Genomic DNA, 22482 nt, shown 5'->3' on the forward strand with positions numbered 1-22482 from the left:
TGGACGAAGACCGCTGATGAGATCTTCGAACGCCTCGCCGGATATCTGAACCGAATCAAAGACTCGACACACTAGATGCGGGCGAACTTCTCGGTCTGCTCGGCGAACTCCCGAGCCGTGGCGCTGCTGACCGTGGGCTGGGTGTCGCGGATCGTGGCCAGGTAGTCGTCCGTGGTGGGCAGGGTCCGGGTTCCGGTGTCGAAGGTGCGCTCGAACTGGGCCTGGGAGACAGTACGTGCCACGTGGGCGATGTCGGCGGGGGTGAACCCCTCGCTGGCGGACGAGAGTGCCGCGCTGTCGGCCTGGGCGTCCGCTCGGGCCAGGTAGCTCCTCCACAGTGCGGTCCTGGCGCTGTGGTCGGGAGGGCCGATGGGCAGCACGTAGTCGAAGCGACCGTGCCGCAGGAAGGCCGGGTCGAGGGTGGTCACGTTGTTCGTGGCGCAGACGAGCAGCCGCCCGTCCTGGGTTCGGAACCGGACGATCGCCTTGAGCAGCTCGTTGACGACGCCGACCGCGGTCGCGTCCGCACCACTGCGTTCACCGGCGACCTCCTCGACCTCGTCGATGAAGACCAGGACGTGGTCGAGCTGGGCGATCTCGTCGAAGCGCCGGCTCAGCCCGCTCGCCAGACCGTACTCGGCAGCCAGACGTGCGGGGAACAGTTCGAGAAAGGGCCAGCCCAGGCGGCCGGCGATCGCGTGCGCGAACGTGCTCTTGCCGGTCCCGGGCGGGCCGAACAGCATCACCGCTCGCGGCAGTTCCACACCGTGCTGGGCGGCCAGTTCGGGATGGGCCAGTGGCAGGACCAGGCGGCGCTCGATGAGCTGCTTCTCCCTGTGCATGCCCGCGACTTTCTGCCACAGTCCCCCGGGCGGCAGCTCCGCCCCGAGCGAGGAGAGCATGCTGACCTCCTGAGGAGTCACCGGCCCGCGCTTCTCGAAGACGGCCATGCCCGAGCGGGCGCCGAAGCCGCAGTTGTGCAGAGCGGCGGCACCGGTCTCGCCCTCGGGCAGGACCGCGTGCACCGCGCGGACACCACCGGCGAAGAGCCGGTGCTCCAGGGCGGTGATCAGGTCGCTGCCCAGCCCCCGGTGCCGCCAGGCAGGTGCCATGCAGATGCGCAGGATCCATGCCCGGTCGCCCTCCACTCTGCTCACCGCGGCGCCGACCACCACCTCGTCCGCTGTGGCCACCACCGCAGGTTGGAGGGCTTGAAGGGCCGCCACGGCGTCCGAGAGCGGGAAGAGAGGCGGCTCTTCGGCCGTGCTGCTCTCCGCATCGACGCGGATCACCGCCTCGAGATCGTCCTGGGAGTAGTCCCTGACACGCCACCCCGTCATCATCAACTCCGAGTGTTCGGCCGTACTCCCATCATCAGCCGATGCATGGAGTGCGCGCGAGACAGGCGCCGGCCGTGAGCCCGATCAGTCGGCGCCGCGCCACTCGATGAGCAGGAGCGTCGCGTCGTCCGTCGTGATCCCGCCCCGTGCCCGTTTGAGCGTGTGGGAGAGGGAACGGGCCACGGCCCGGATTTCATACGCCGTACGTTCGATGCGGTCCACCCAGCCGATGAGCTGTTCCTCACCGAATTCCTCACCACCGGCATCGTGCTCCTCGATCAACCCGTCGGTGAAACACATGATCCGGTCTCCGGGAGCGAGGATCAGTTCATTGATCCGGGGCTCGTGACCGCCGAAGCCGACAGGGAGCGTCGTCGGGCCGCGGAGCCGCCGGACAACACGGTGTCCGCGGATCAGCAGGGGGGCGGGATGTCCCGCGTTGACCCACTGGACACGGCCCGTCAATGTGTCGAGCCGCATCATCTGAGCGGTCACGAAGTGGTCGGGGCCGAACTGCTCGGCGATGGCCCGGTCCATGAACGCATAGATCTCCGACAGGCCGACGCTGATCCGCCGGGCATGCCGGTAGGCACCGATGGCCACCGTGGCGGCATCCAGGCCGTGCCCCATCGCGTCGACCATGGCCACATGCAGCACGTCACCGTTGAGGGCGTAGTCGAAGCTGTCGCCGGCCACGTCGTAGGCGGGTCTCGGCGGGCATGCCAGGGAAGCCGGTGGACCGATGGGCGGTTCGGAGTGGGCCTTCGCAGAGGGCATCGAGGGCGGCGCGCCGGGACTGGGCCGTGCGTGCGGCCCGGGCGGCGATACGGGCGACCACCCTGTCCGGGATGACGGTGGCGCCCCGCTCGGCCGGAGGCGGCAGACCGGCGGCCCGCGCCGATGGACCGGACCCTTCGCCGGGAGGCGGGGAACCGGGCCGGGTCCTCACCGCTGCCTCCGTCCGCGGACGTCGAGGTCACCCTGCACGACGAGGCCGACGATCAGCCCCGCCGTCCCCAGGACCGGAACCAGCAGAAACGCCCAGAAGCCGCCGAAGTAACCGGCGAAGCCCAGGGCCATCCCGGCCACGAGGCCCATCGTCGCTGTGCTCATCATGCACTCACCCGTCTCGCGAGCGTCGTCCGCGTGATCAGCCGCTTACGCCGGGACGCGGCGGTGGCGGTGGTCACGGCGGATCACCTCACGCGGCCCTCGTCCGGTTCGGACCCTTCCTCCTCGTCGGGAAGGTGGACGTCGTCGACGGCGATGTTCACCTCGACGACCTCCAGTCCCGTCATTCGCTCCACCGCGCTGATCACGTTGGTGCGCACGTCGGCGGCGACGTCGACGATGGAGACGCCGTACTCGACGACGACGTCCAGGTCCACGGCGGCCTGTCGCTCGCCGACCTCGACCTTCACTCCCCGCGTGACGCCGCCGCCTCCGCCGGGAACGCGTTCCCGCATGGCGCCGAAGGCTCGGGCCATGCCCGCCCCGAGGTTGTGGATGCCCGGTACCTCGCGGGCGGCCATGCCCGCGATCTTGGCCACCACGCCGTCCGCGATGGTGGTCTTCCCCCGTGTCTCGGCCGGAGTTCCAGCTCCGGTACGGCCCTTCAGGGCGCTCACGCCCGTGTCGGACCGGCTGTCCGCGCCGACGCTGGTGATGTTGTCCGTCATGGCGGTCGCCTCGATCGGTCGGTCGGACCCCGGTGTGGTGCCCGTCGAAAGGTTGGACATACGGGGCGGATTTCTCACACACATGAAGTGTGACGTGTGGCACGCATTTGTGCAGGGGTACGCGCTCGTTCCGAGCCTGCGCGGGAGTGTCATGATCGAACGCACTGCTTCCCCACAGCTGGGATGCGACCTGCTGGACCGCCCGCTGCCCCACCGGGTCCATCAGGTGCGCCGATCGGTCCTCGACTCGGCCGGACAGGATCTGGGGCTCGCCGTGACGGCCGTTCGCAGGTCTGGTGTTGCGACGAGATCTAGAACTCACCCTTACCCAAGTGGGGCTCAATGGACCTGTCACAAACAGTTGCCTACGGCGACGCAGCCTGGGGCCTCCTTCAGAAAGCCCGGTCCTTCTGGGCCAGCCCTCCGCTTCAGGAGTGAGCAGCCCATCTGCACTGGTCAAGCCGGCTGCATGCGTGAGCGCTGCGTGAGCGGACCGCGCAGCACAGGCCATCCTGGAGCGGACCGATCAGTACCTGCTGCTTGCTCTGACCAGGTGGTTCCGGACGCCGACGCAGCGTCCGGAACCACCTGGCATGCCTTGGCCAGGACTTTTAATCCATTGGTTGTGGGTTCGAGTCCCACAGGGCCTACCCGTTGCAGGGGAGGGGCAGCCCCCTTCGGCCTGCTCTTCGGCGTCCGGGTCGGCTTCGGCCGACCCGGACGCCGTCTCGTTGTCCCGTGGTCGGACCCCTGCGCGGTCCACCCGCAGCCGGCTGGTGATCAGCCCGTTGACCGCGAAGATCCGCACCAGCCGGGCCATGGCCGAGCTCCGGGCCCGTGGCCGGGCTCAACTGGTGCTCCCCGCCTGCGAATCCGGCCCGGTGGCCCCGTGCGACGCGTGACGCCGGCGGCTCCTCCGACCCGCACACCACGTGCGTCGTGGCGCGGTGCGGGTTCGTTCAGCCGCGGGAGACGGACTGTTCGATGAGGTCAACGGTGGCGCGGGGGTTGTCGACCTCGAGGACGAGCCGGTCGTAGTGCTCGGCGTCGGCGAGTTCGATGACGACAGCCTTGTCCGGGTTCTTCACGTCCCAGAACAGGCGTTCACCGTTGCGGCGGAAGCGGCCCGCGGTGATCAGCCCGGGGAAGTAGGAGCCGGCGACGCGGACGCCCTTGGGTTCGCGGGCCATGCCGGGGTCGTGGGTGGCGCCGCGTACGTGGGCGAGGGGGATTTCCAGGCGGCTCTTGAGGGTCCAGAGCTTGTCGAGGCCCTGGAACTCGGCGGTCAGTACGCCGCGTTCGCGGTCGATGGAGATCAGGGCCATGTCAGTGCTCCTTGGGAGTGGTGGTCGGCAGGGCGCGCAGGCGCAGGCGGGTGCCGAGGACGGTGGAGGCGAGTTGGGGGGCGGCGTCGCCGTGGGAGGGGCGCAGGGCGTCCTCCAGCGCTGCGATCCCTTCCGCCACCAGTGCGGCGACCTCCGGGTCATGGGGTGCGCGTTCGGCGGCGGCGAGGAGGAGGAGTCCGGCGGCCGGACCGTTGTCGTACGAGGCGGTGGCGGTGGTCAGTGCCTGCGCGGGGTCGGTGAGGGTGGCGATGGCCGCGGCGGTCGGGTGGATCTCGTGGTCGAGGTGCCGGCGGAGCGCGGTCAGGTGCAGGCTCCGTTTCGAGCCGAAGACCTTGTAGAGGCTGCCCCGGTGGATGCCGGTGGCGGTGACCAGGTCGTCCACCGAGGTGCCCTCGAAGCCGTGGGTGGCGAAGAGGGTGGCTGCGGTGCTGACGGCCTGGTCGGTGTCGAAGGCGCGTGGTCGTCCCATGGCCGTGACGGTACGGGATATGAGAACGATCGATCAAGAACGAGCGTTCTTGAATTGGGCCGCGTCGAGTCGCAAGGCTGCGGGCGGTCAGGTCGGGTGGCCGTCCTCGGGGTCCGTCCGGGGGACGAGGCGGTGGTAGGCCGCGCGGGCGTGGGCCAGGCGGGACGCGGTCGTGCCGACGAGAGCGGCGGCGAGCAGGCAGCCGAGCCAGAACGTGTCCCTGGGGCCGGTCCAGGTGAGGGTGCCGGCGGGCGGTATCGCGAAGCCGTTGAGGAACAGCCAGCACAGGACGGCCGTGCCGGGGGCCGCGGTGAACCGTGCGCACACGCCGAGGACGGCGGCGAGCAGGGACAGGGCCACCAGGAAGAGCCCGGGGCGGTGCGGGCCCACGACCGCGTGGAGGAGGGCCACCAGGGCCAGTGCGCCGCCGGAGGCGCCCGCCCATATCAGCGGAGTGGCGACGGGCCGGGGCACCGGCCGCGGGCCGGTGCCGACGGTGACCCACTCGATCATGTCGGCGCCTTGGTCGTCATGCTGCCGCTCTCCTGGAGTGCCTCCCGGGCTTCCCGGGCTGATTTTCGCACCGCCGACGTCGCGAACGGGCCGTTCGTACCGGCCGCCGTCCGTGCCGTCGTGTGGTCAGCCGCTCGCATGGGCCGGTTCCGTCTGGTCGATCGGTGCGGCGGTGTTCTGCCGCTCGTCCGGCTTGCGGCGCGTGAGGCGGCCGGCCAGCGGTTCGGTCCAGCGGGCGGTGAGGGGGCCGAGGACGACCAGGATCAGGACGTACGCCGTGGCCAGCGGGCCGATCCGCGGTTCCGTGCCGACGGCGAGACCGGCGATGACGATCGAGAACTCGCCGCGCGCCACCAACGTGCCCCCGGCCCGCCAGCGGCCCTTGGCCGGGATGCCCGCCCGCCGGGCGGCGAACCAGCCGGTGGCGATCTTCGTCAGCATGGTGACGACGGCCAGCGCGAGCGCCGGGAGCAGCACCGGCGGGATGTCCGCCGGGTCGGTGTGCAGCCCGAAGAAGACGAAGAACACCGCCGCGAACAGGTCCCGCAGCGGGGACAGCAGGCCGTGCGCGCCCTCGGCGACCTCCTCGGACAGCGCGATGCCGACCAGGAACGCGCCCACCGCCGCCGACACCTGGAGGTGCTGGGCGACGCCCGCGACCAGCAGGGTCAGCCCCAGTACCACCAGCAGCAGCATCTCGGCGTTGTCGGAGGAGACCGCGCGGCTGACGACGCGTCCGTGACGCAGGGCGATGTAGAGGACGGCGCCGACCGTGCCCAGGGAGATCAGCAGTGTGACGCTGCCGCCCGCGAGACTCACACCGGCCAGCAGGGCGGTGAGGATCGGCAGGTAGACGGCCATGGCGAGGTCCTCCAGGACCAGTACGCCGAGCACGACCGGTGTTTCGCGGTTGCCCAGGCGCCCGAGGTCGCCGAGCACTTTGGCGATGACCCCGGAGGAGGAGATCCAGGTGACGCCGGCGAGGGCGACGGCGGCGACCGGGCCCCAGCCCAGCAGCAGCGCGGCGACGGCGCCGGGGGCGGCGTTGAGGACGAAGTCGACCGCGCCCGACGGGTACTGGGTCTTGAGGGTGGTGACGAGGTCCGACGCGCTGTACTCCAGCCCGAGCATGAGCAGCAGCAGGATGACCCCGATCTCGGCGCCGGTGGCGACGAACTCCTCGCTGGCCTGCAGCGGCAGGATCCCGCCGTGGCCGAAGGCGAGGCCGGCGAGCAGGTAGAGGGGTATGGGGGAGAAGCCCACCCGTCCGGCGAGGCGGCCCAGGAGCCCGAGGGCGAGGATGATCGCTCCGAGTTCGATGAGCAGGGCGGTGGTGTTGTGCACGGGCGGCTGACCTCCGTGGATCGGTTCGGTGGCGGCGTCTGTGCCTGAGGGCTGGGGCTCGCTGGGCTGGAGGGCGGATCCCGGGAGTCGGGAGCCGGGCGTCGGGAGTCGGAAGCCGGGGGAACCAGGTGCCGGGGTGAGGTGCTGCGGGGTCGGGTGCCGGGTGCCGGGTGTGGAGTGGGAGCGTCCGGTGTGTCCCCTGCGGGACGGGTCGTCCCTTACGGGTGAGGGGCCGGTGCCGGGCCTCGGCAGGGGGCGGAGACGGCGTGGGACAGGCGCTAGGGCCGGAAGGCGGTGCCGCCGGTATCGGGAACGGCGTCACGGGCGGCGTTGTCGACACGCACGGGGATCACTCGACCCATGTCACGCCCCCGTTCTTGTCTTCTCGTCGTCGGCCCAACCGGACATCAGCACTAGACGCTCGGCGGCCAACGCCGATCACCGGTGCTCGGCGCTCGACGCTCGGCGGTCAACGCTCGACGAAGGAGCGGAACGCTGCTCAACGGAGCGTAAGTGCTTGGTAAAAATTTTAGCGCACCCCAAACCGGGGTGCGCTATGAGAAAAGCCGCTCAACGTGACGAAGCGGCGGTCGTGAATCGTGTCTGAACGCGGGTTCGAGCCGTATCAGCGAGCCGAGTTCCGGTATCGGCCGCCCCTCCGGGGTGGGTAGGGGTCGAACAGCTGAACGCCGATTCCGCTGAGGACCAGACCGGTCGCGATGAGCAGCCCGTGAGGCATGACCAGACCGATGAACAGCAGGACCACGCCGATTCCCAGTACCCACCAAGCGCGGGTGTGCCGGTACTCGCGCGGCTTGGTCGGCCGACCGCTGGACAGGGAGCGCGCGAAGTGCGGGTCGTCCTGCTCGATTCGGGCCGCGAGATCGACGAGGCGCTTGTCGTCGGACTGGGGCACGTCTCCTCCTTCCCGAACGGTGGCAGCACGGGGAGACCTCCGACCGCCACCTGAAAAACACCTCCGGGCGTCGGTTCCATGACACCGACGCCGGGGGCGAAAAAGTGAGCCGTCGGCCCGCGAACCAGGGCCGACACTGGGGAGCTTGCCCGGGTGCCGAGGTCATCACCCGCCCGGTGCGAGTGGTTCGGCGGGGCCGGGTCCGCGTCCACTTCAAGGGTCGCCCGCCGGGTGCTTCGGGACCATCGGGGCCGGCCCTCATCTTCGTGGGGGTCGACGATGTACGTGGGGCGCCCGGACACCCACGGACCCGTGAAAAAATGGGGGCTGGCACGGATGGCGCACAGCTGGAACAGCGCTCACGCTGGGTCGTGGCGGCCCACGCGCCCGCGCCCCCGGAACCGACGGGCCGCCGGAGCGCTCCCGCCGCACCGGGAGCCTACGACAGACAGTACGTCAGACGGCGCACGGTGAGCAGGGGTGAGGAGGCGGTACCGGGTGCCACTGTTCTGGCGGATCTTCTTGCTGAACGCCGTCGTGCTGATCACGGCCACCGCCCTGCTGCTCGGACCGGTCACCGTCTCCACCCCGGTCCTGCTCACCGAGGCCGCCGTACTCACCGTGGGGCTGGCCGCCATGCTCTTCGCCAACGCGCTGCTGGTGCGCGTCGGTCTCGCCCCGCTGCAGCGCGTCACCCGCGCCATGTCCACCACCGACCTGCTCCGCCCGGGGCAGCGTCCCGAGGTCGCCGGGCGCGGGGAGATCGCCGAGCTGATCAGCACGTACAACACGATGCTCGACCGGCTGGAGGACGAACGCGCCACGAGCAGCGCACGCGCCCTCTCCGCACAGGAGGGCGAACGCCGCCGCATCGCCCAGGAACTGCACGACGAGGTCGGCCAGAGCCTCACCGCCGTCCTGCTCCAGCTCAAACGGGTCGCCGACCACGCCCCGGTGGAGCTGCGCGAGGAGCTGAGCCTGGTGCAGGAGACCACCCGGAGCAGCCTGGACGAGATCCGGCGCATCGCCCGCCGGCTGCGCCCCGGTGTCCTGGACGAACTCGGACTCGCCAGCGCCCTCAAGGCCCTCACCACCGAGTTCGGCGGCTCCACCGGCCTGATGGTCCAGCACCGCCTCGACCCCGACCTGCCCGACCTGGGGCCGGAGGCCGAACTGGTCCTCTACCGGGTGGCCCAGGAAGGGCTCACCAACATCGCCCGGCACGCGCAGGCCCGCCGCGCGGAGGTCTCCCTGCGCCGCACCCCCGCCGGAGTCGACCTCCAGGTCCGGGACGACGGCCACGGCATCGGTGCCGCGGCCGAGGGCGCCGGTATCCGGGGGATGCGTGAACGGGCCCTGCTCGTCGGCGCCGACCTCGATGTGGGCCCCGCTCCCGGCGGCGGGACCCGGGTGCGCCTCGCCGTACCCGTTCCCGTACGGGGCCCCGCGCCCGTGCGGGCCGTGCCGCCCGTGACCGCCGCTCCCGACCGGAAACGCTGAACATGACCGACCCGGCCCCCGCCAGCACCGCCACCGGCCCCGCCGAGGGCCCGACCCCCACCCGTATCCTCCTCGCCGACGACCACGCGCTGGTCCGCCGAGGCGTACGCCTCATCCTCGACGGCGAACCGGACCTGACCGTCGTCGCCGAGGCCGACAACGGGGCCGAAGCCATCGAGCAGGCCCGCGCCCACGAACCCGACCTGGCCATCCTCGACATCGCCATGCCCCGCCTGACCGGCCTCCAGGCGGCCCGCGAGCTCTCCCGCACCCTCCCGCAGACGCGGATCCTCATCCTGACCATGTACGACAACGAGCAGTTCTTCTTCGAGGCGCTCGGCGCCGGCGCCTCCGGGTACGTCCTCAAGTCCGTCGCCGACCGCGACCTGGTGGAGGCCTGCCGGGCCACCATGCGCGGCGAGCCGTTCCTCTACCCGGGCGCCGTCAACGCCCTCATCCGCAACTACCTCGAACTCGCCCGGGACGGCCGGAACCTGCCCGCCAAGGCCATCACGGACCGGGAGGAGGAGATCCTCAAACTGGTCGCCGAAGGGCACACCTCGCAGCAGATCGCCGACCTCCTCGTCATCAGCCCCAAGACAGTGGAGCGCCACCGTGCCAACCTGCTGGCCAAGCTCGACCTGAAGGACCGGCTGGAACTCACCCGGTACGCCATTCGCGTCGGTCTGATCGAGCCCTGACCGCCACCGGCGTCGACCCGGGCGCCCGAACCGGCCCTACCGCTCGGCCTCGGCGGGCAGGGGTTCCGCCTCCCCGCCGCGCCCGGTGTCCAGGTCGGGCGCGGGTCCGCCGTCCGGGGCGTCGGATGCGGGGCCGTGACCCGGGGCGTCGGGCGGGGGCCCGTGGTCGGACCGCCGCGCCTGTACGGCACGCAGGGCGCGCGCGAGCAGCTCGGCCCGTCCGGCGAGCACCGGGCCGAGGACGGCGAGGACGAGCACGTACCCGGCGATGAACGCGGTGAGCCGGCCGTCCAGCCCCGCGCCGGTGGCCATGGCGGCCAGGATCAGCGCGAACTCACCACGGGCGACGAGTGTGGTCGCGATGTCGGCGGCGATGTCGACGCCGTAGCGGTACAGGCGGGCGACCAGCAGGCCCGCGGCCAGGTTCATGGCGAGGGTCAGCGCCACGGCGACGGACACCGGACCGGCGACGGCGGCGATGTCGCCGGGGTCGATGGCCAGCCCGAAGGCGAAGAAGAAGATCGCGGCGAAGGCGTCGCGCAACGGATGCACCAGGCTGCGGATCCGGGGCGCGGAGGGGGTGCCGGCCACGATCAGACCGACCATGAACGCGCCGATGGCGTCGACGACCCCGAGCACCTCGGAGACGCCCGCGACCAGGATCGCGGTGCCGAGGAAGGTGACGACCAGCAACTCGTTGTCGCGCACGGCCAACAGCCGGCCGAAGAGCCGGCCGCCGAAGCGGGCGGCGATGGCGAGCACTATCAGGAAGCCGAACGCCCTGGCCGCCTGGAGCGCCATGTCCGTGAGGCCCTGGGCGTCGCTGAGGACGGGCTGCAGAGCGGCGAGATAGAGGGCGAGGAAGATGTCCTCGACGACGGTGACGCCGAGGATGAGGCGGGTCTCGGGCCGGCCGATGTGGCCCAGCTCGATGAGGATCTTCGTGACGATCGCCGAGGAGGAGATGCCCAGCACCCCGGCGAGCACCAGGGCCTCCCGTGCTCCCCAGCCGAGGGCGAACCCGAAGCCCAGTCCCGCACCGACGTTGAGCAGCAGGTAGACGCCGCCGGCGGTGAGCAGCCGTCTGCCGCCCCGTCTCAGATCGTCGAGGTGGAACTCCAGGCCCAGGTAGAAGAGCAGCAGGACGAGACCGAGTGCCGAGAGCATCCCGAAGTCGTGCGCGTCCTCGACCAGGACCGGGCCCGGGGTGTGCGGGCCGAGCAGAATGCCGGCGAGCATGAACAGGGGGATGGTCGGCAGCCCGATCCGGCTGCCGAGGCGGGCGAGGAACGCGGCGGCGAGGAAGGCGCCGCCCATGGCGAGCAGTGTGTCGGCATGTCCCACGGGTCACCACCTTCCACAGCACGGGAACGGAGCGTGATCTCATCGACCGAGCCGAGTGGGGACCGCTCCTTCGCGTCGATGGGGGTTCTTCGCCATACGGGGTTGCGGTCGGTGCGTCGAGGAACAAGAGGTCCGAGAGCCTCTTCTCGCCTTTCCACGCTCACATCCGACTCCATGCGACGACCATCCGTGGCGCCACTCATATCGGATGGAGGGTGACACCCACATGAGGTCCCGGCCCGTCCCGCGATCTGCTTGTCAGACTTGAGCCAGTTCAGTGGCCCGCGGCCCCGCGGTCCCCGTCCTTCCCAGGAGCGCGTCGATGTCCCACCCGTACGTCCTGTTGTCCGCCGCCGTCTCCCTGGACGGCTACCTCGACGACACCGGCCCCGAGCGGCTGCTGCTGTCCGGCCCGGCCGACTTCGACCGGGTCGACGAGGTACGGGCGTCGGTCGACGCGATCCTGATCGGCGCCGGCACGATCCGTGCCGACAACCCCCGCCTGCTGGTCAACTCGCCCGAGCGGCGGGCCGCCCGGGTCGCCGAGGGCCGGCCCGAGTACCCGCTGAAGGTCACGGTCAGCGGCTCCGGCGACCTGGACCCGGCGGCGCGGTTCTGGCACACCGGCGGCGAGAAGGTCCTCTACACGACCGACGAGGGCGCCGAACGCGCCCGCGCGCACGGCCTCGCCACCGACGTCGTACCGCTCGGGGCCGCACTCGACTGGCGGCGGCTCCTCACGCACCTGTACGACGTGTACGGCGTCCGGCGGCTCATGGTGGAGGGCGGCGGCCTGATCCACACCCAGCTCCTCACCCAGGGCCTCGCCGACGAGCTCCAGTTGGTCCTCGCCCCGCTCTTCGTCGGCGACCCGGACGCCGCCCGCCTCTTCGGCCCCGGTGCCTACCAGGGCGGCCGGCTGCGGCTGCTGGAGACCCGCCCGGTCGGCGACGTCGTCCTCATGCGCTACGAGCCCACCGCCCCCGGCACCGGCCCGCTCCCCGTCGCCGCCGACCACCACTGGCTGGCCCTCGCCTGTGAACTGGCGGCTCAGTGCCCGCCGTCGGAGACGGCCTTCAGCGTGGGCGCGGTGGTGGTCGCGGCCGACGGCACCGAGCTGGCCCGCGGCCACTCCCGGGAGGGCGGTGATCCGGTGGTGCACGCCGAGGAGGCCGCCCTCGCCAAGGCCGACCCCACGGATCCGCGGCTCGCGACCGCCACCGTGTACTCCAGCCTGGAACCCTGCGCGCGTCGCGCCTCGCGTCCGGCGCCCTGCGCGCGGCTGATCCTGGACGCGGGGGTACGGCGGGTGGTCACCGCCTGGCGGGAGCCGGACACCTTCGTGGCGGACGCCGACGGCAGCGGAGTGCTGGCCGCCGGGGGAGCCCAGGTCGTCGTACTGCCCGAGCACGAGGAGGCCGCCACGGCGCCGAACGGTCATCTGATCGGCCGGTGACGCGGGGGTCGGCGGCAAGCGGCGACAAGGAGTGTGCGGAGTGTCCCCCGCATGCCGTATGCTGGTGACACAACGACGCGGGGTGGAGCAGCTCGGTAGCTCGCTGGGCTCATAACCCAGAGGTCGCAGGTTCAAATCCTGTCCCCGCTACTGAAGGCCGAGGGCCGGAACCCGAAAGGGTTCCGGCCCTCGGCCGTTCTCGGCTTCCGCCCCGTCGTCCTGGCTTCCGCGCCGTTGTCACGCCAGGTGATCGGACCACCGCGCTGCGCATAACAACTGATAAACCGTCAGTTTCAATGTGACGTGCGAGGCAGAGTCAACTCGCCCGTTTTTGCCCGGCCGTGGCGCTTAAGTCCGTGTGGAAATCGTTAACGATCAAGAGGAACGGCTTGGAATCCGACCCCTACCTCTATTAACGTTCGATAACGCAGCGCGGTCGTCCCAGCCGTCACACGAGTCGGCTCCGTGCGCACGCGCCGAATCCCGCAAGGGAACCGGGGAACCAACATCTTGGGGTGAATCGCGTGGATGCCCCCGTGGAGACACGGAGGGTATACGCGCGTAGGAGACCTTCCTGCTCCGAACCCGTCAGCTAACCCGGTAGGCGAGAAGGAAGGAAAGGAGTACGCCCACGTGGCGTCGAACCGGCCTGCTCCCGAGGCCCCCTTCATGCCGAGCCAGTACGACGGCGACACCTTCGTCTACGGCGGCGTCCGCCCCGGCGAGGCCCCCTTCGAGGAGTGGAACCCCACCGAGGAGTCCGTCCGCCCCGTGCGCGGTCGGCACCGCGTCGGCAAGCAGCGCGGCGGAGGCCTCGCCCGCAGCTCCACGGTCCTGGGCGTCGGTGTCATAGCCGCCGTCGCCGGCGGTGGCATGGCCAGCGCCCAGTCCGGCAAGCCGCCGGTCTCGATCTCGATGCCGGACCTTCCCTCTGTCGGTTCCCTCATCTCCGGTGAGGAAACCCCCGAGGGTTCCGCCACCGCGCTCAGCGACATCGGTGTGGTCGCCGACGAGGCCACCGAGCAGGGCGCCTCCGACGCCGGCGAGGCGCTGCACGCCCGGATCATGGCCCAGGTCGAGCAGCAGCAGAGCCAGGCCGAGGACAAGGCCGCCGCCGAGGCCGCCGCCGCCGCGGAGAAGGAGGCCAAGGAGAAGGCCGCCGCCGCGAAGAAGGAGGCGGAGGAGAAGGCCGCCGAGGCGAAGCGGAAGGCCGCCGAGGAGAAGCGGAAGGCGGAGGAGGAGGCCAAGAAGAAGGCCGAGGCCGAGCGCCTCGCCGAGCTGGCCCGGCAGTACGCGCTGCCCACCTCCTCGTACACCGTCTCCTCGACCTTCGGTCAGGCCGGCGCCTACTGGTCCTCCGGCCAGCACACCGGCCTGGACTTCGCCGCTCCCACGGGCACGCTGATCAAGGCGGTCCACACCGGCACGATCACCTCCGCCGGCTGGGACGGCTCCTACGGCTACAAGACCGTGCTGACGCTCGACGACGGCACCGAGATCTGGTACGCCCACCAGTCCTCCATCAACGTCAGCGTCGGCCAGCAGGTCAACACCGGCGACGTGATCGGACGCGTCGGCTCCACCGGCAACTCCACCGGTGCCCACCTCCACCTGGAGGTCCACACCGCCGGCGGCGCGGGCATCGACCCGATGGCCTGGCTCCAGTCGAAGGGCCTCACCGTCTGAGACGACCACAGTCCCGGCAGTCCTGACGACGACCCCCCGACGTCAGGGCTGCCGGTCAGGCGTTTCAGGGGTGGTACGGGTATGTGTACGGGTTCGGCCGGTACGCGGAATGCCCGTGGTACGCGGGGTGCGGGGCATACGCGAGGCTCGTCGCACCGTGCATGCCGTACACGCCGTACGCACCGTGCACCGGCCAGGGCGGCACAGGCGGCGCGGTGGCGCGGGCCGCGTGCTCCAGGGCCGGGCGGGCCGCGTCGCGGCGGCGCCACAGTTCCCGCAGCAGCTCCCCCTCCTGTGCGGCGAAGTCCGTGCCCACGCGGCCGCGGCGTGCCCGGTGCCGCAGGAACGCCAGGGACGTCGCGTACGCCTCGTACCGCGCCACCGTCCGTGCCGCCGCCCGGCCCCCGTGCCGGCGCGCGTACCGCCGGGCGACGCGCCGGGCCCGCATCGAGCCGAGTGCGAACGGCTGGGCCGGGCTCAGCCAGCCGGCGGCCACGTACACGGGCAGTTCCGTGCGCACGGTCCGCAGCTCGCGCTGCCGCGTCCACACCACCAGCCAGGTCAGCAGGCCGAACGACGGCACCATGAACGCCCCGTACACGGCGAAGAAGCCGTACTCGCCGAGGACCGAGGAGCCGTTCCACAGCGCGTGCATGCCCATCGCGAGCAGCAGGCCGCCCAGCGGCGGCAGGACGCGCCACAGGCGCCGGCGTTCGGTGGCGAGCGCGGAGATGCCGAAGCCGATGCCGGTGAGCACGGTGAAGAGCGGGTGCGCGAACGGCGACATCACGACGCGGACGAAGAAGGTCGCCGCGGTGACGGAGGCGACACCGCTGCCGCCGGTGAGCTGGTCGGTGCCGAAGGCGTTGCCCAGGTAGAGGATGTTCTCGGTGAAGGCGAAGCCGGTGGCGGTGACCCCGGCTGTCACCACGCCGTCGAGGATCCCGGTGAAGTCGCGTCTGCGGAAGAGGAAGACCAGCAGGACGGCGGCGGCCTTCGCCGACTCCTCCACTATGGGGGCTATGACGGTCGCGCCGAGGGTGTCGGCGCGGGACGGGTCCGCCGTCTCCGTCGCTATCCACTGGGTGGCGAAGCTGTTGGCGACGATCGCCATCAGCGCGGCGGCGCAGGCGCCCCACGCGAAGGAGAAGACGAGGTTGCGCCAGGGGCCCGGTGCGACACGGTCCAGCCAGCGGAAGGCGGCTATGAGCAGCGGCACCGGGAGGACGGCGAGGCCGAGGCCGACCAGGAAGCCCTCCGTGCCGGTCTGCTCGCGGACCAGACCCAGGATGACCAGGCCGGAGAGCGCGAGGAGGGCGATCAGCGCCCCGTAGCGCACCCAGGGCCGCTGCCACCAGTGCACGTGCCCCGGGGCCCGCCCGGACGGCCCGGCGGGGTGTGCCACCGCGCCGGGCTGTGTCGGATACGGACGGCTGGTGTCCACGGCATTGACCCTAACGAGGGAAGGGCGCTGCCCGCAGGTACGCCGGGTGGGCTCAGGGGCGGGTGGGGGATTGCCCGGTGGGTCGGCCACCGGGCCGGTCGTCGTGTGGTACGCGACGGAACAGCAGGTCGTTCACCACATGGCCCTTCTCCAGCCCCTGCCCCTCGAAACGGGTCAGCGGGCGGAACTCCGGACGCGGCGCGAAACCACCGTCCGCCACGGTGTTCTCGAAGGCGGGATGGGCGGTCAGCACCTCGAGCATCTGCTGGGCGTACGGCTCCCAGTCGGTGGCGCAGTGCACGACCGCGCCCGGTGCCAGACGGGTCGCGGCGAGGGTGAGGAAGTCGGGCTGGATCAGCCGGCGCTTGTGGTGCCGCTTCTTGGGCCAGGGGTCGGGGAAGAAGACGCGCAGCCCGCTCAGGGAGTCGGGGGTGATCATCTCGCGGAGCAGGATGATCGCGTCGCCGTTGCCGACGCGCACGTTGTCCAGGCCGTGCTGGTCGGCGAGGTTGAGCAGATGGCCCTGGCCGGGTGTGTGGACGTCCACGGCGAGGATGTTGGTGCCGGGGTCGGCGGCGGCCATGCGCACGGTGGCCTCACCCATGCCGAAGCCGATCTCGAGGACGACGGGGCGGTCGTTGCCGAAGAAGTCGGCGAGGTCGAGCGGGCGGCGCCCGTCGACGTCGAAGCCCCACCGGTGCCACAGCCGCTGCAGCGCGTCCGCCTGCCCGGCGGTGACCCGGCTCCGACGCGGCTGGAAACTCCGGATCCGCCGCTCGAAGTGCGACCCGGCGGGATCGGCCTTCGGACCGTCGGGGAAGCGGGGCTCCCCCCTCTCCCGGGTACGGCGGATCGACACACCGGGCGCGTGCTCGGCGTGCGGGGCTGCGGAGGTGTTCAAGGAGTCAGACACAGTGCTCTCGATTTTACGGCGGCCCGCACGGCGGCCCTCAGGGTGACTCCGTGATCGCGTCGGCGCCCCGCCGCGTCGGATCGGCCAGGGCGGCCAGCGCTCGGCGGGCGATCTCCCGGCCGATGGGCAGGGATGCCGTCGCGGCGGGGGAGGGGGCGTTGAGCACGTGGATCGCGCGGGGGGCCTCCCGGATCAGGAAGTCGTCGGCCAGGGTGCCGTCCCGCAGGACGGCCTGCGCCCGCACGCCGGCCGGGGCGGGGAGCAGGTCGGCCTCCCGGACCGCGGGCAGGAGCCGGCGGACCGCCTCGGTGAAGGCCTGCCGGGACAGGGAGCGGTGCAGTTCACCCGCGCCGTGCCGCCAGTGGCGGCGGGCCAGGTGCCGGGAGCCCGGCCAGGCCAGGGTGGCGGCCAGCTCGCGCGGGCGGACCGTGCGCCGGTCGTAGCCCTCGCGGGCCAGCGCCGGCACGGCGTTGGGGCCGACGTGGACGCCGCCGTCGATGCCGCGCGTGAGGTGGACACCGAGGAACGGGAACGCCGGGTCGGGCACCGGGTAGACCAGGCCGCGGATCAGCTCCGGCCGGGTCAGCTCGTAGTACTCGCCGCGGAACGGCACGATGCGCATGCCGGGATCGTCACCGGTGAGGCGGGCGATCTCGTCGCAGTACAGCCCGGCGCAGTTCACCAGGACCCGGCCGCGCACGACGTCCCCGGCGGCGGTCAGGGCCGCGACGCCCAGTTCCGGGCGGCGGTCGACGCGGACGACCCGCGCGCCGTAGCGGATCTCCGCGCCGGAAGCCTCCGCCAGGTGGCGGGCCACCGCCGCGAAGTCGCAGACGCCGGTGGTGCCGACGTGGATGGCGGCCAGGCCCTCGACCTCCGGCTCGTACTCGGCGATCTGCGCCGCGCCCAGTTCGCGGACCGTCAGCCCGTTCTCCCGGCCGCGCTGGGCCAGGGCGTGCAGACGGGGCAGTTCGTCCCGGTCGGTGGCGACGATCAGCTTGCCCGTCACGGCGTGCGGGATGCCGTACTCCGCGCAGAACTTGACCATCTCCGCCGCGCCCCGCACCGCGTACCGCGCCTTGAGGGAGCCGGGTCGGTAGTAGATGCCGCTGTGGATGACGCCGCTGTTGCGGCCCGTTTGGTGCCGGGCGGGACCGGGCTCCTTCTCCAGCACCGTGACCCGCGTGCCCGGCGCCGCGCGGGTGATCGCGTACGCCGTCGACAGGCCGACGATGCCGCCGCCGATCACCAGCACGTCGCAGTCGTACGACCGCACCACTCGCACCACCTCCCGCTCCCGATAGTGCACCACGCCACTGACAACGCCCGTGAACCCGGAGGCGTCGGGACGTCGGCCTCGGCGAGGCGGCCCCGGTGGCCCGGTCGGGCGGGGCTCAGGCGGGTGTCATCAGCAGCGGCCGGGCCCGCTCGCGCAGCTCGACCACGCGGGGTTCGTCGCCGTAGGGCTCCAGGCGGTGCAGGAGGTCCTTGACGTACTCGGTGGTGCGGGCGGACGAGATGCGGCCGGCCACCTCCACCGCGCGCACACCCTGCTCGCAGGCGGCGTCCAGGTTGCCCGACTCCAGTTCGGCGACCGCCGAGACGACGAGCCGCAGGCCGTGCGAGCGCACGAACTCCTCCGTCGGCCGCGACAGCGCCTGCTCGGTGAAGCGGCGGACCTGGCGGGGCGCCTTCAGATCGCGGTAGCACTCCGCGGCGTCGGCGGCGAACCGGTCGTAGGAGTAGAAGCCGAGCCAGACCGGGTCGCTGTCGCCGGGGCGGGAACGTTCCAGCCAGCCCTCGGCCGACTTCAGGGCCGCGCCGGCCGCCGGGGCGTCACCCGCGCGTGCGTGCGCGCGTGCCTCCACGAGCCGGAAGAAGCTCATGGTGCGGGCCGTGGCCAGGCCGCGGTTGCGCTCCAGCGCGGCCTGGGCGAGATCGACGCCCTCGTCGCCGAAACCGCGGTAGGTGGCCTGGAGGGACATGGAGGCCAGAACGTATCCCCCCAGGGGGACGTCGGCCGCGGCTCGGGCCAGGCGTAGGGCCTGGATGTAGTAGCGCTGGGCGGCCTCCTGTTGGCCGGTGTCGAAGGCCATCCAGCCGGCGAGCCGGGTGAGTTCGGCGGACGCGCCGAACAGGGCGCGGCCGACGTCGTCGGCGTAGGAGCCCAGCAGCAGCGGCGCCGCCTCCACCCGCAGGCACTCGGGGACCATCGAGGAACGCCAGTCGCCGCCGCCGTACTTGGAGTCCCAGCGCCGCGCGTCCTCGGCCGCCTCGCGCAGTTTGCGCACATCGCTGTGGCCGACCTTGGCCGGTGCGGCCGAGCCCTCCGCCGGGCTCACCTCACGCGCGACCGAACTGTCGGCCGGGGTTATCAGCCAGCGAGAGGCAGGCGTCGCGTACGCGCTCACCGCGAACGATCCGGCGAGCGACTGCCAGATGCCGCCGGACCCCGCTCTGCGGCCGGCCAGGTCCAGCCGGTACAGCTCGGTGGCGGACTTCACCGCCTGTCCGACGTCCCGGGGGAAGGCGAGGCCCACTTCGGGCGCGGGATCCGCGTCCGCCAGGCCGATCTCGTGGAGCGGCACCGGGCGGCCGAGTTTCTGGCCGATGGCGGCGGCGATCAGGTGCGGCGCCGTGCCCTGTGGCACCATCCCCTTCGACACCCAGCGCGCCACCGACGTTTTGTCGTAGCGCAAGGTCAATCCGCGTTGGGCGCCAAGGTCGTTGACGCGCCGCGCGAGGCCCGCGTTGGAGATTCCCGCGAGGGCGAGAACGGTGCCGAGTTTTTCGTTCGGCCCGCGTTGCTCCCTGGACATGCGCCACCCCTCGACACAGACGGCTGCCGCTCTGGCATAACCCGGCGGCATTCGTAAACCCAGCGTAGTTCGCCGCATCCCAAGCGTTAAGGGGCATTCTTCCGGATGGCGGGATTGTGGTCCGTACTGAAGTACGGGTCCGATACGCGCGGTTGCGGCATGCTCCCGGCGTGTGGCCGTGCGCCCGTGTGTGCGCTCTACTCCGGCCACGGCGGGAGCGGTTCCATGGTCGGGCGTGGGTCGGCCCGCTGTACTGGATCCAGCGGGCTGGGGGACACCGCCGCCTTCATCCCCGCGGGCGGCGGAGACGGTCCGGGAGGTGTACTCCGCCTCCCGGACCGTGCGACCGTTCAGCGGTGCGCAGAGCCTGTACGGAGCGTGTTCGAGGTTGTCCTCGCATCTCCGAATTGGCCGAAAATCGACCCCCGCATTCGAGGGCTGTCACCGTGTCTATCCTGGCAGTTGAGGGCGCGTTGGAGGTTTTTGGGGCGCGCTGGGGGGCGCATTCGCGTCGCGCTGGTGGGGGCGGGTGCGCGGCCGCGATCGGGTGATCTCCTTGCGTCGGGCGGACGTTCGGAGCGGGGTGGGTGTATCCGCCGGGGCGCATTCGACGGAGCGCATGCGGCACCGGCACCCCTCTTGAGCGCCTCCTTCATGGCAGCATGGTGAACCGGTGCGCACGGCGCACTTGTTGTCCACAGCCTGTGGAGGCGTCGATGCGGTGGTTGGTGGGATGGAGCAGCACCGCCGCGGGTGCCCTGGCGTTCGGCTCCGCCGGCGTCGCCGGGTCCGACGGCGAGACCGTGCAGCCGGTGGGTTCGCAACCGTTGTGGGGCGACCCCGATCCACTGTGGGCGGTCGGCGACTGGCGCCCCGACGAGGTGCGGGTGGTGTCCGCCGACGCCGAGACCCGGATCGCCGTCCTCGGCACCTGCGGCGCCACCGACGAGCAGCTGCGCGTCGCCCTGTTCGCCGCGCGCGGCGGCGCGCTCCGCCATCTGACCGCCTGGCCGGGCAGCTACACCGCCGTTGTGCGGGTGGGCCGCCGGATCACCGTCTGCGGCGACCTCGCGGGCGCCCGGCCGGTGTTCCACACCCCCTGGGAGGGCGGCACGGCGTTCGCGACCGCCGCGCTCCCGCTCGCCGACCTCGTCGAGGCCAACCTCGACTTCGGTCACCTCGCCGCGCTCCTCGCCGCCCCCGACGTACCGGCCGCGCTGTACGACTCCACACCGTACGACGGCGTGAAACGCGTTCCGCCGGGGCACGCGCTGATCCTGCGCGCCGGGGCGCGCGAGATCGCCGGGTACGAGCCGGTCGCCTCGCTCGCCGTCGCCGCGCCTCCCGCCGACCCCGACAGCGCGGTGGACGCCGTCCGGGACGCGTTGGTCGAGGCGGTACGCACCCGGCTCGCCGCACCCCGCCACGTCCCCGGCGCCGACATCGACCCCGGCCCGGTCCCGGGCATGGGGCCCGCCGAACGGCGCGCGGCGCGCGGGATGCCGGTGCCCGGGATCGGGGCCGACCTGTCGGGCGGGCCCGCGTCCGGGACGCTGGCGCTGCTCGCCGCCGGGCTGCCGGGCATGCCGGGGACCGTGCTGGGGCACGGCACGGGGGCGGGGGAACGACTGCTCGCCGTCACCTTCAACGATCTCGCGGGGGGCTCCGCGGGTGGTCCGGCCGGTGGTCCGCTCGATGGGCGGGAGGACGAACTGGCGCGGGCCGGGGCGCTGGCCGCCAACCCCCGTCTGCACCACGTGGTGGTCGCGGGCGGCGAGGACACCCTGCCGTACGCGGATCTGGACGGGCCGCTGACGGACGAGCCGGGACCCTCCCTCGTGATCGCGGCCCGGCACCGGGCGCGGCTGGCGGCGGGCAGCGCGGACCACTTCACCGGGTACGGGGCCCGGCAGGTGCTCGACGCACATCCCGCCCGGCTCGCCGACCTGCTGATGGACCGCAAGCGCCGTCACCTCGTACGGCCCGTCGCCGCGCTGGCCAAGGCGGACGGGTCCGTGATGGTGCCCGCGCGGGTGTACGCCGCGGCCCGGCGCCTCGCCCGTACGCCCTACCGCACGGGGCTGGAGAACCTCGCGGAGCGACTGCTGCGCCACCGGTTGGACGACGAGGCCCCCGGGGGTGCGGCGGACGCCTCGCTGGCCGCGCTCAGCTGGGGAAGACCCGGGCCGGCTGCGCGCTGGCTGACCGGTGAGGCGCTCGCTGAAGTATCGGTTCGCCTCCAGGCGTCGACGAGCCGGTCCGAGGTGGGGCCGGGGCAGCGGCCCGGTGACTTCCGCGCGCGTGCGGCACTGGCCCGGCACGCGGCGGACCTGCGGGTGCTGGAACAGGCCGCCGAGGTCCGCTTCCAGCGGCTGCACACGCCGTTCCTCGACAACCAGGTCGTCCGCGCGTGCCGGGCGCTGCCCGAGGCGCTGCGGGTGCGGCCGGGGGCGCGCGCCGCGATCCTGCGGACCGTGCTGGAAGGTGCGGGCGTGCGGGAGTTGCCCGCAGGGTGGGGCGCGCCGACCCAGGCGACCACGGCGGCCGCGGCGCGGACCGGGCTGCGGGTGGCCGCGGACACGCTGATGGCGCTGTTCGACACGCCGCTGCTGGCGGAGGCGGGACTGGTCGAGGCCCGGGTGGTGCGCAAGGCGCTGCGCGCGGCGGCGGAAGGCGAGCCGCTGCCGCTGGACGGGCTGGCGGACCTGGTCTCCCTGGAACTGTGGCTGCGGCGGCTGCTGGCCCGGCGGGGCACCTGCTGGACGGGCACGCCCGGGCGGCAGCGCGCGGTCCCCGAGGGCATCGCTCCACAACGAGGGGCGCTGGCCCGCGGGGCTTGAGCGGAGCCCTGCTTGTGGGGACCCCCACGAGCGGGCCCCCACGAGCGGGCCCCACAAGAGGGGGCGCCCCCACCACTTCCGCTCACCTGCGGTGCAGAGGCGCCGCCCGGTTTCCTGCGACCTGCTCCGCCGGACAGACCCGGCCCCGCCCCCCCCCGGTTCAGACAGGGGG

General features: G+C 72.3%; 18 protein-coding genes, 1 tRNA gene, 3 pseudogenes and 1 riboswitch. Of the genes and pseudogenes, 7 read left to right on the forward strand and 15 right to left on the reverse strand.

Features of this window, described 5'->3' with window-relative positions; translation table 11 throughout:
- Window positions 1–71 precede the first annotated feature (71 nt).
- From JL475_RS31970 to JL475_RS31985, 5 genes and pseudogenes are all read right to left on the reverse strand, one after another.
- Window positions 72–1340 carry an ATP-binding protein gene (locus tag JL475_RS31970; protein ID WP_202281638.1) on the reverse strand — a complete coding sequence of 423 codons (1269 nt, stop codon included), beginning with the start codon at window positions 1338–1340 and terminating at the stop codon, window positions 72–74.
- Window positions 1341–1424: 84 nt separating this feature from the next.
- Window positions 1425–2048 (reverse strand): annotated as a pseudogene (locus tag JL475_RS31975) (PP2C family protein-serine/threonine phosphatase); the annotation flags it as partial.
- Between the two features lie 76 nt (window positions 2049–2124).
- Window positions 2125–2223, reverse strand: a pseudogene (locus JL475_RS40480) (Asp23/Gls24 family envelope stress response protein); the annotation flags it as partial.
- A 62-nt stretch (window positions 2224–2285) separates the two neighbouring features.
- Complete coding sequence (locus JL475_RS31980) at window positions 2286–2456, reverse strand: hypothetical protein (protein WP_202281646.1); 171 nt, start codon at window positions 2454–2456, stop codon at window positions 2286–2288.
- Between the two features lie 80 nt (window positions 2457–2536).
- A complete protein-coding gene (locus tag JL475_RS31985) occupies window positions 2537–3019 on the reverse strand; it encodes an Asp23/Gls24 family envelope stress response protein (protein WP_202281605.1) in 483 nt (160 codons plus the stop codon).
- 770 nt (window positions 3020–3789) lie between these two features.
- Between JL475_RS31985 and JL475_RS40485 the strand changes: the two are divergent.
- Window positions 3790–3921: pseudogene (locus JL475_RS40485) on the forward strand (DNA-binding response regulator); the annotation flags it as partial.
- Between the two features lie 57 nt (window positions 3922–3978).
- Here the strand turns inward: JL475_RS40485 and JL475_RS31990 are convergent.
- The 5 genes from JL475_RS31990 to JL475_RS32010 all read right to left on the reverse strand — a co-directional run bounded on the left by JL475_RS31990 (window position 3979) and on the right by JL475_RS32010 (window position 7607).
- Entirely contained in the window at window positions 3979–4344 is a 366-nt protein-coding gene (locus JL475_RS31990) for a hypothetical protein (RefSeq protein ID WP_202281607.1), read from the reverse strand.
- 1 nt (window position 4345) lies between these two features.
- Window positions 4346–4834, reverse strand: a complete 489-nt coding sequence (locus JL475_RS31995) for a TetR/AcrR family transcriptional regulator (RefSeq protein ID WP_202281609.1) — start codon at window positions 4832–4834, stop codon at window positions 4346–4348.
- A gap of 87 nt (window positions 4835–4921) precedes the next feature.
- Window positions 4922–5347, reverse strand: a complete 426-nt coding sequence (locus JL475_RS32000) for a hypothetical protein (protein ID WP_202281611.1) — start codon at window positions 5345–5347, stop codon at window positions 4922–4924.
- 126 nt (window positions 5348–5473) lie between these two features.
- A complete protein-coding gene (locus JL475_RS32005; protein WP_307825213.1) occupies window positions 5474–6691 on the reverse strand; it encodes a cation:proton antiporter in 1218 nt (405 codons plus the stop codon).
- A gap of 625 nt (window positions 6692–7316) precedes the next feature.
- Window positions 7317–7607, reverse strand: a complete 291-nt coding sequence (locus JL475_RS32010; RefSeq protein ID WP_202281613.1) for a DUF3040 domain-containing protein — start codon at window positions 7605–7607, stop codon at window positions 7317–7319.
- Window positions 7608–8105: 498 nt separating this feature from the next.
- Here JL475_RS32010 and JL475_RS32015 point away from each other — a divergent pair, with 498 nt between their 5' ends.
- Together JL475_RS32015 and JL475_RS32020 are read left to right on the forward strand one after the other, a co-directional pair.
- Entirely contained in the window at window positions 8106–9107 is a 1002-nt protein-coding gene (locus JL475_RS32015; protein ID WP_202281615.1) for a histidine kinase, read from the forward strand.
- Between the two features lie 2 nt (window positions 9108–9109).
- Window positions 9110–9808, forward strand: a complete 699-nt coding sequence (locus JL475_RS32020) for a response regulator transcription factor (RefSeq protein ID WP_202281617.1) — start codon at window positions 9110–9112, stop codon at window positions 9806–9808.
- 36 nt (window positions 9809–9844) lie between these two features.
- Here the strand turns inward: JL475_RS32020 and JL475_RS32025 are convergent, their stop codons facing one another.
- Window positions 9845–11152, reverse strand: coding sequence for a cation:proton antiporter (locus tag JL475_RS32025; protein ID WP_202281619.1), 1308 nt, complete (start codon window positions 11150–11152; stop codon window positions 9845–9847).
- Between the two features lie 322 nt (window positions 11153–11474).
- On the opposite strand from JL475_RS32025, the gene JL475_RS32030 reads away from it, so the two are divergent.
- From JL475_RS32030 to JL475_RS32040, 3 genes are all read left to right on the forward strand, one after another.
- A complete protein-coding gene (locus JL475_RS32030) occupies window positions 11475–12608 on the forward strand; it encodes a dihydrofolate reductase family protein (RefSeq protein WP_202281621.1) in 1134 nt (377 codons plus the stop codon).
- Window positions 12609–12684: 76 nt separating this feature from the next.
- A tRNA-Met gene (locus JL475_RS32035) sits at window positions 12685–12758 on the forward strand.
- A 314-nt stretch (window positions 12759–13072) separates the two neighbouring features.
- Window positions 13073–13230, forward strand: a riboswitch (cyclic di-AMP (ydaO/yuaA leader).
- An 11-nt stretch (window positions 13231–13241) separates the two neighbouring features.
- Entirely contained in the window at window positions 13242–14294 is a 1053-nt protein-coding gene (locus tag JL475_RS32040; RefSeq protein WP_202281623.1) for a M23 family metallopeptidase, read from the forward strand.
- A 64-nt stretch (window positions 14295–14358) separates the two neighbouring features.
- Here the strand turns inward: JL475_RS32040 and JL475_RS32045 are convergent, their stop codons facing one another.
- From JL475_RS32045 to JL475_RS32060, 4 genes are all read right to left on the reverse strand, one after another.
- Complete coding sequence (locus JL475_RS32045) at window positions 14359–15699, reverse strand: PrsW family intramembrane metalloprotease (RefSeq protein WP_307825216.1); 1341 nt, start codon at window positions 15697–15699, stop codon at window positions 14359–14361.
- A gap of 91 nt (window positions 15700–15790) precedes the next feature.
- Window positions 15791–16651 (reverse strand): tRNA (guanosine(46)-N7)-methyltransferase TrmB, encoded by an 861-nt coding sequence (trmB, locus tag JL475_RS32050; RefSeq protein ID WP_307825215.1) that lies wholly within the window; start codon window positions 16649–16651, stop codon window positions 15791–15793.
- A 37-nt stretch (window positions 16652–16688) separates the two neighbouring features.
- Window positions 16689–17960, reverse strand: a complete 1272-nt coding sequence (gene lhgO, locus JL475_RS32055; RefSeq protein ID WP_307825217.1) for an L-2-hydroxyglutarate oxidase — start codon at window positions 17958–17960, stop codon at window positions 16689–16691.
- Window positions 17961–18045: 85 nt separating this feature from the next.
- Complete coding sequence (locus tag JL475_RS32060; RefSeq protein ID WP_202281626.1) at window positions 18046–19470, reverse strand: MFS transporter; 1425 nt, start codon at window positions 19468–19470, stop codon at window positions 18046–18048.
- A gap of 716 nt (window positions 19471–20186) precedes the next feature.
- On the opposite strand from JL475_RS32060, the gene JL475_RS32065 reads away from it, so the two are divergent.
- Window positions 20187–22310, forward strand: coding sequence for an asparagine synthase-related protein (locus JL475_RS32065; RefSeq protein WP_202281628.1), 2124 nt, complete (start codon window positions 20187–20189; stop codon window positions 22308–22310).
- The last annotated feature ends 172 nt before the right edge of the window (window positions 22311–22482 follow it).

It is taken from the genome of Streptomyces sp. M2CJ-2 (genome assembly GCF_016757295.1).
GTDB lineage: Bacteria > Actinomycetota > Actinomycetes > Streptomycetales > Streptomycetaceae > Streptomyces.

Bases quoted from the DNA above. Each gene is read 5' to 3' on its own strand.
- JL475_RS31990 (WP_202281607.1), bottom strand. From the start codon at position 4,344: ATGGCCCTGATCTCCATCGACCGCGAACGCGGCGTACTGACCGCCGAG.
- JL475_RS31980 (WP_202281646.1), bottom strand. From the start codon at position 2,456: ATGATGAGCACAGCGACGATGGGCCTCGTGGCCGGGATGGCCCTGGGC.
- JL475_RS32000 (WP_202281611.1), bottom strand. From the start codon at position 5,347: ATGATCGAGTGGGTCACCGTCGGCACCGGCCCGCGGCCGGTGCCCCGG.
- JL475_RS32020 (WP_202281617.1), top strand. From the start codon at position 9,110: ATGACCGACCCGGCCCCCGCCAGCACCGCCACCGGCCCCGCCGAGGGC.
- JL475_RS31970 (WP_202281638.1), bottom strand. From the start codon at position 1,340: ATGACGGGGTGGCGTGTCAGGGACTACTCCCAGGACGATCTCGAGGCG.
- JL475_RS31985 (WP_202281605.1), bottom strand. From the start codon at position 3,019: ATGACGGACAACATCACCAGCGTCGGCGCGGACAGCCGGTCCGACACG.
- JL475_RS31995 (WP_202281609.1), bottom strand. From the start codon at position 4,834: ATGGGACGACCACGCGCCTTCGACACCGACCAGGCCGTCAGCACCGCA.
- JL475_RS32065 (WP_202281628.1), top strand. From the start codon at position 20,187: ATGCGGTGGTTGGTGGGATGGAGCAGCACCGCCGCGGGTGCCCTGGCG.
- JL475_RS32060 (WP_202281626.1), bottom strand. From the start codon at position 19,470: ATGTCCAGGGAGCAACGCGGGCCGAACGAAAAACTCGGCACCGTTCTC.
- JL475_RS32030 (WP_202281621.1), top strand. From the start codon at position 11,475: ATGTCCCACCCGTACGTCCTGTTGTCCGCCGCCGTCTCCCTGGACGGC.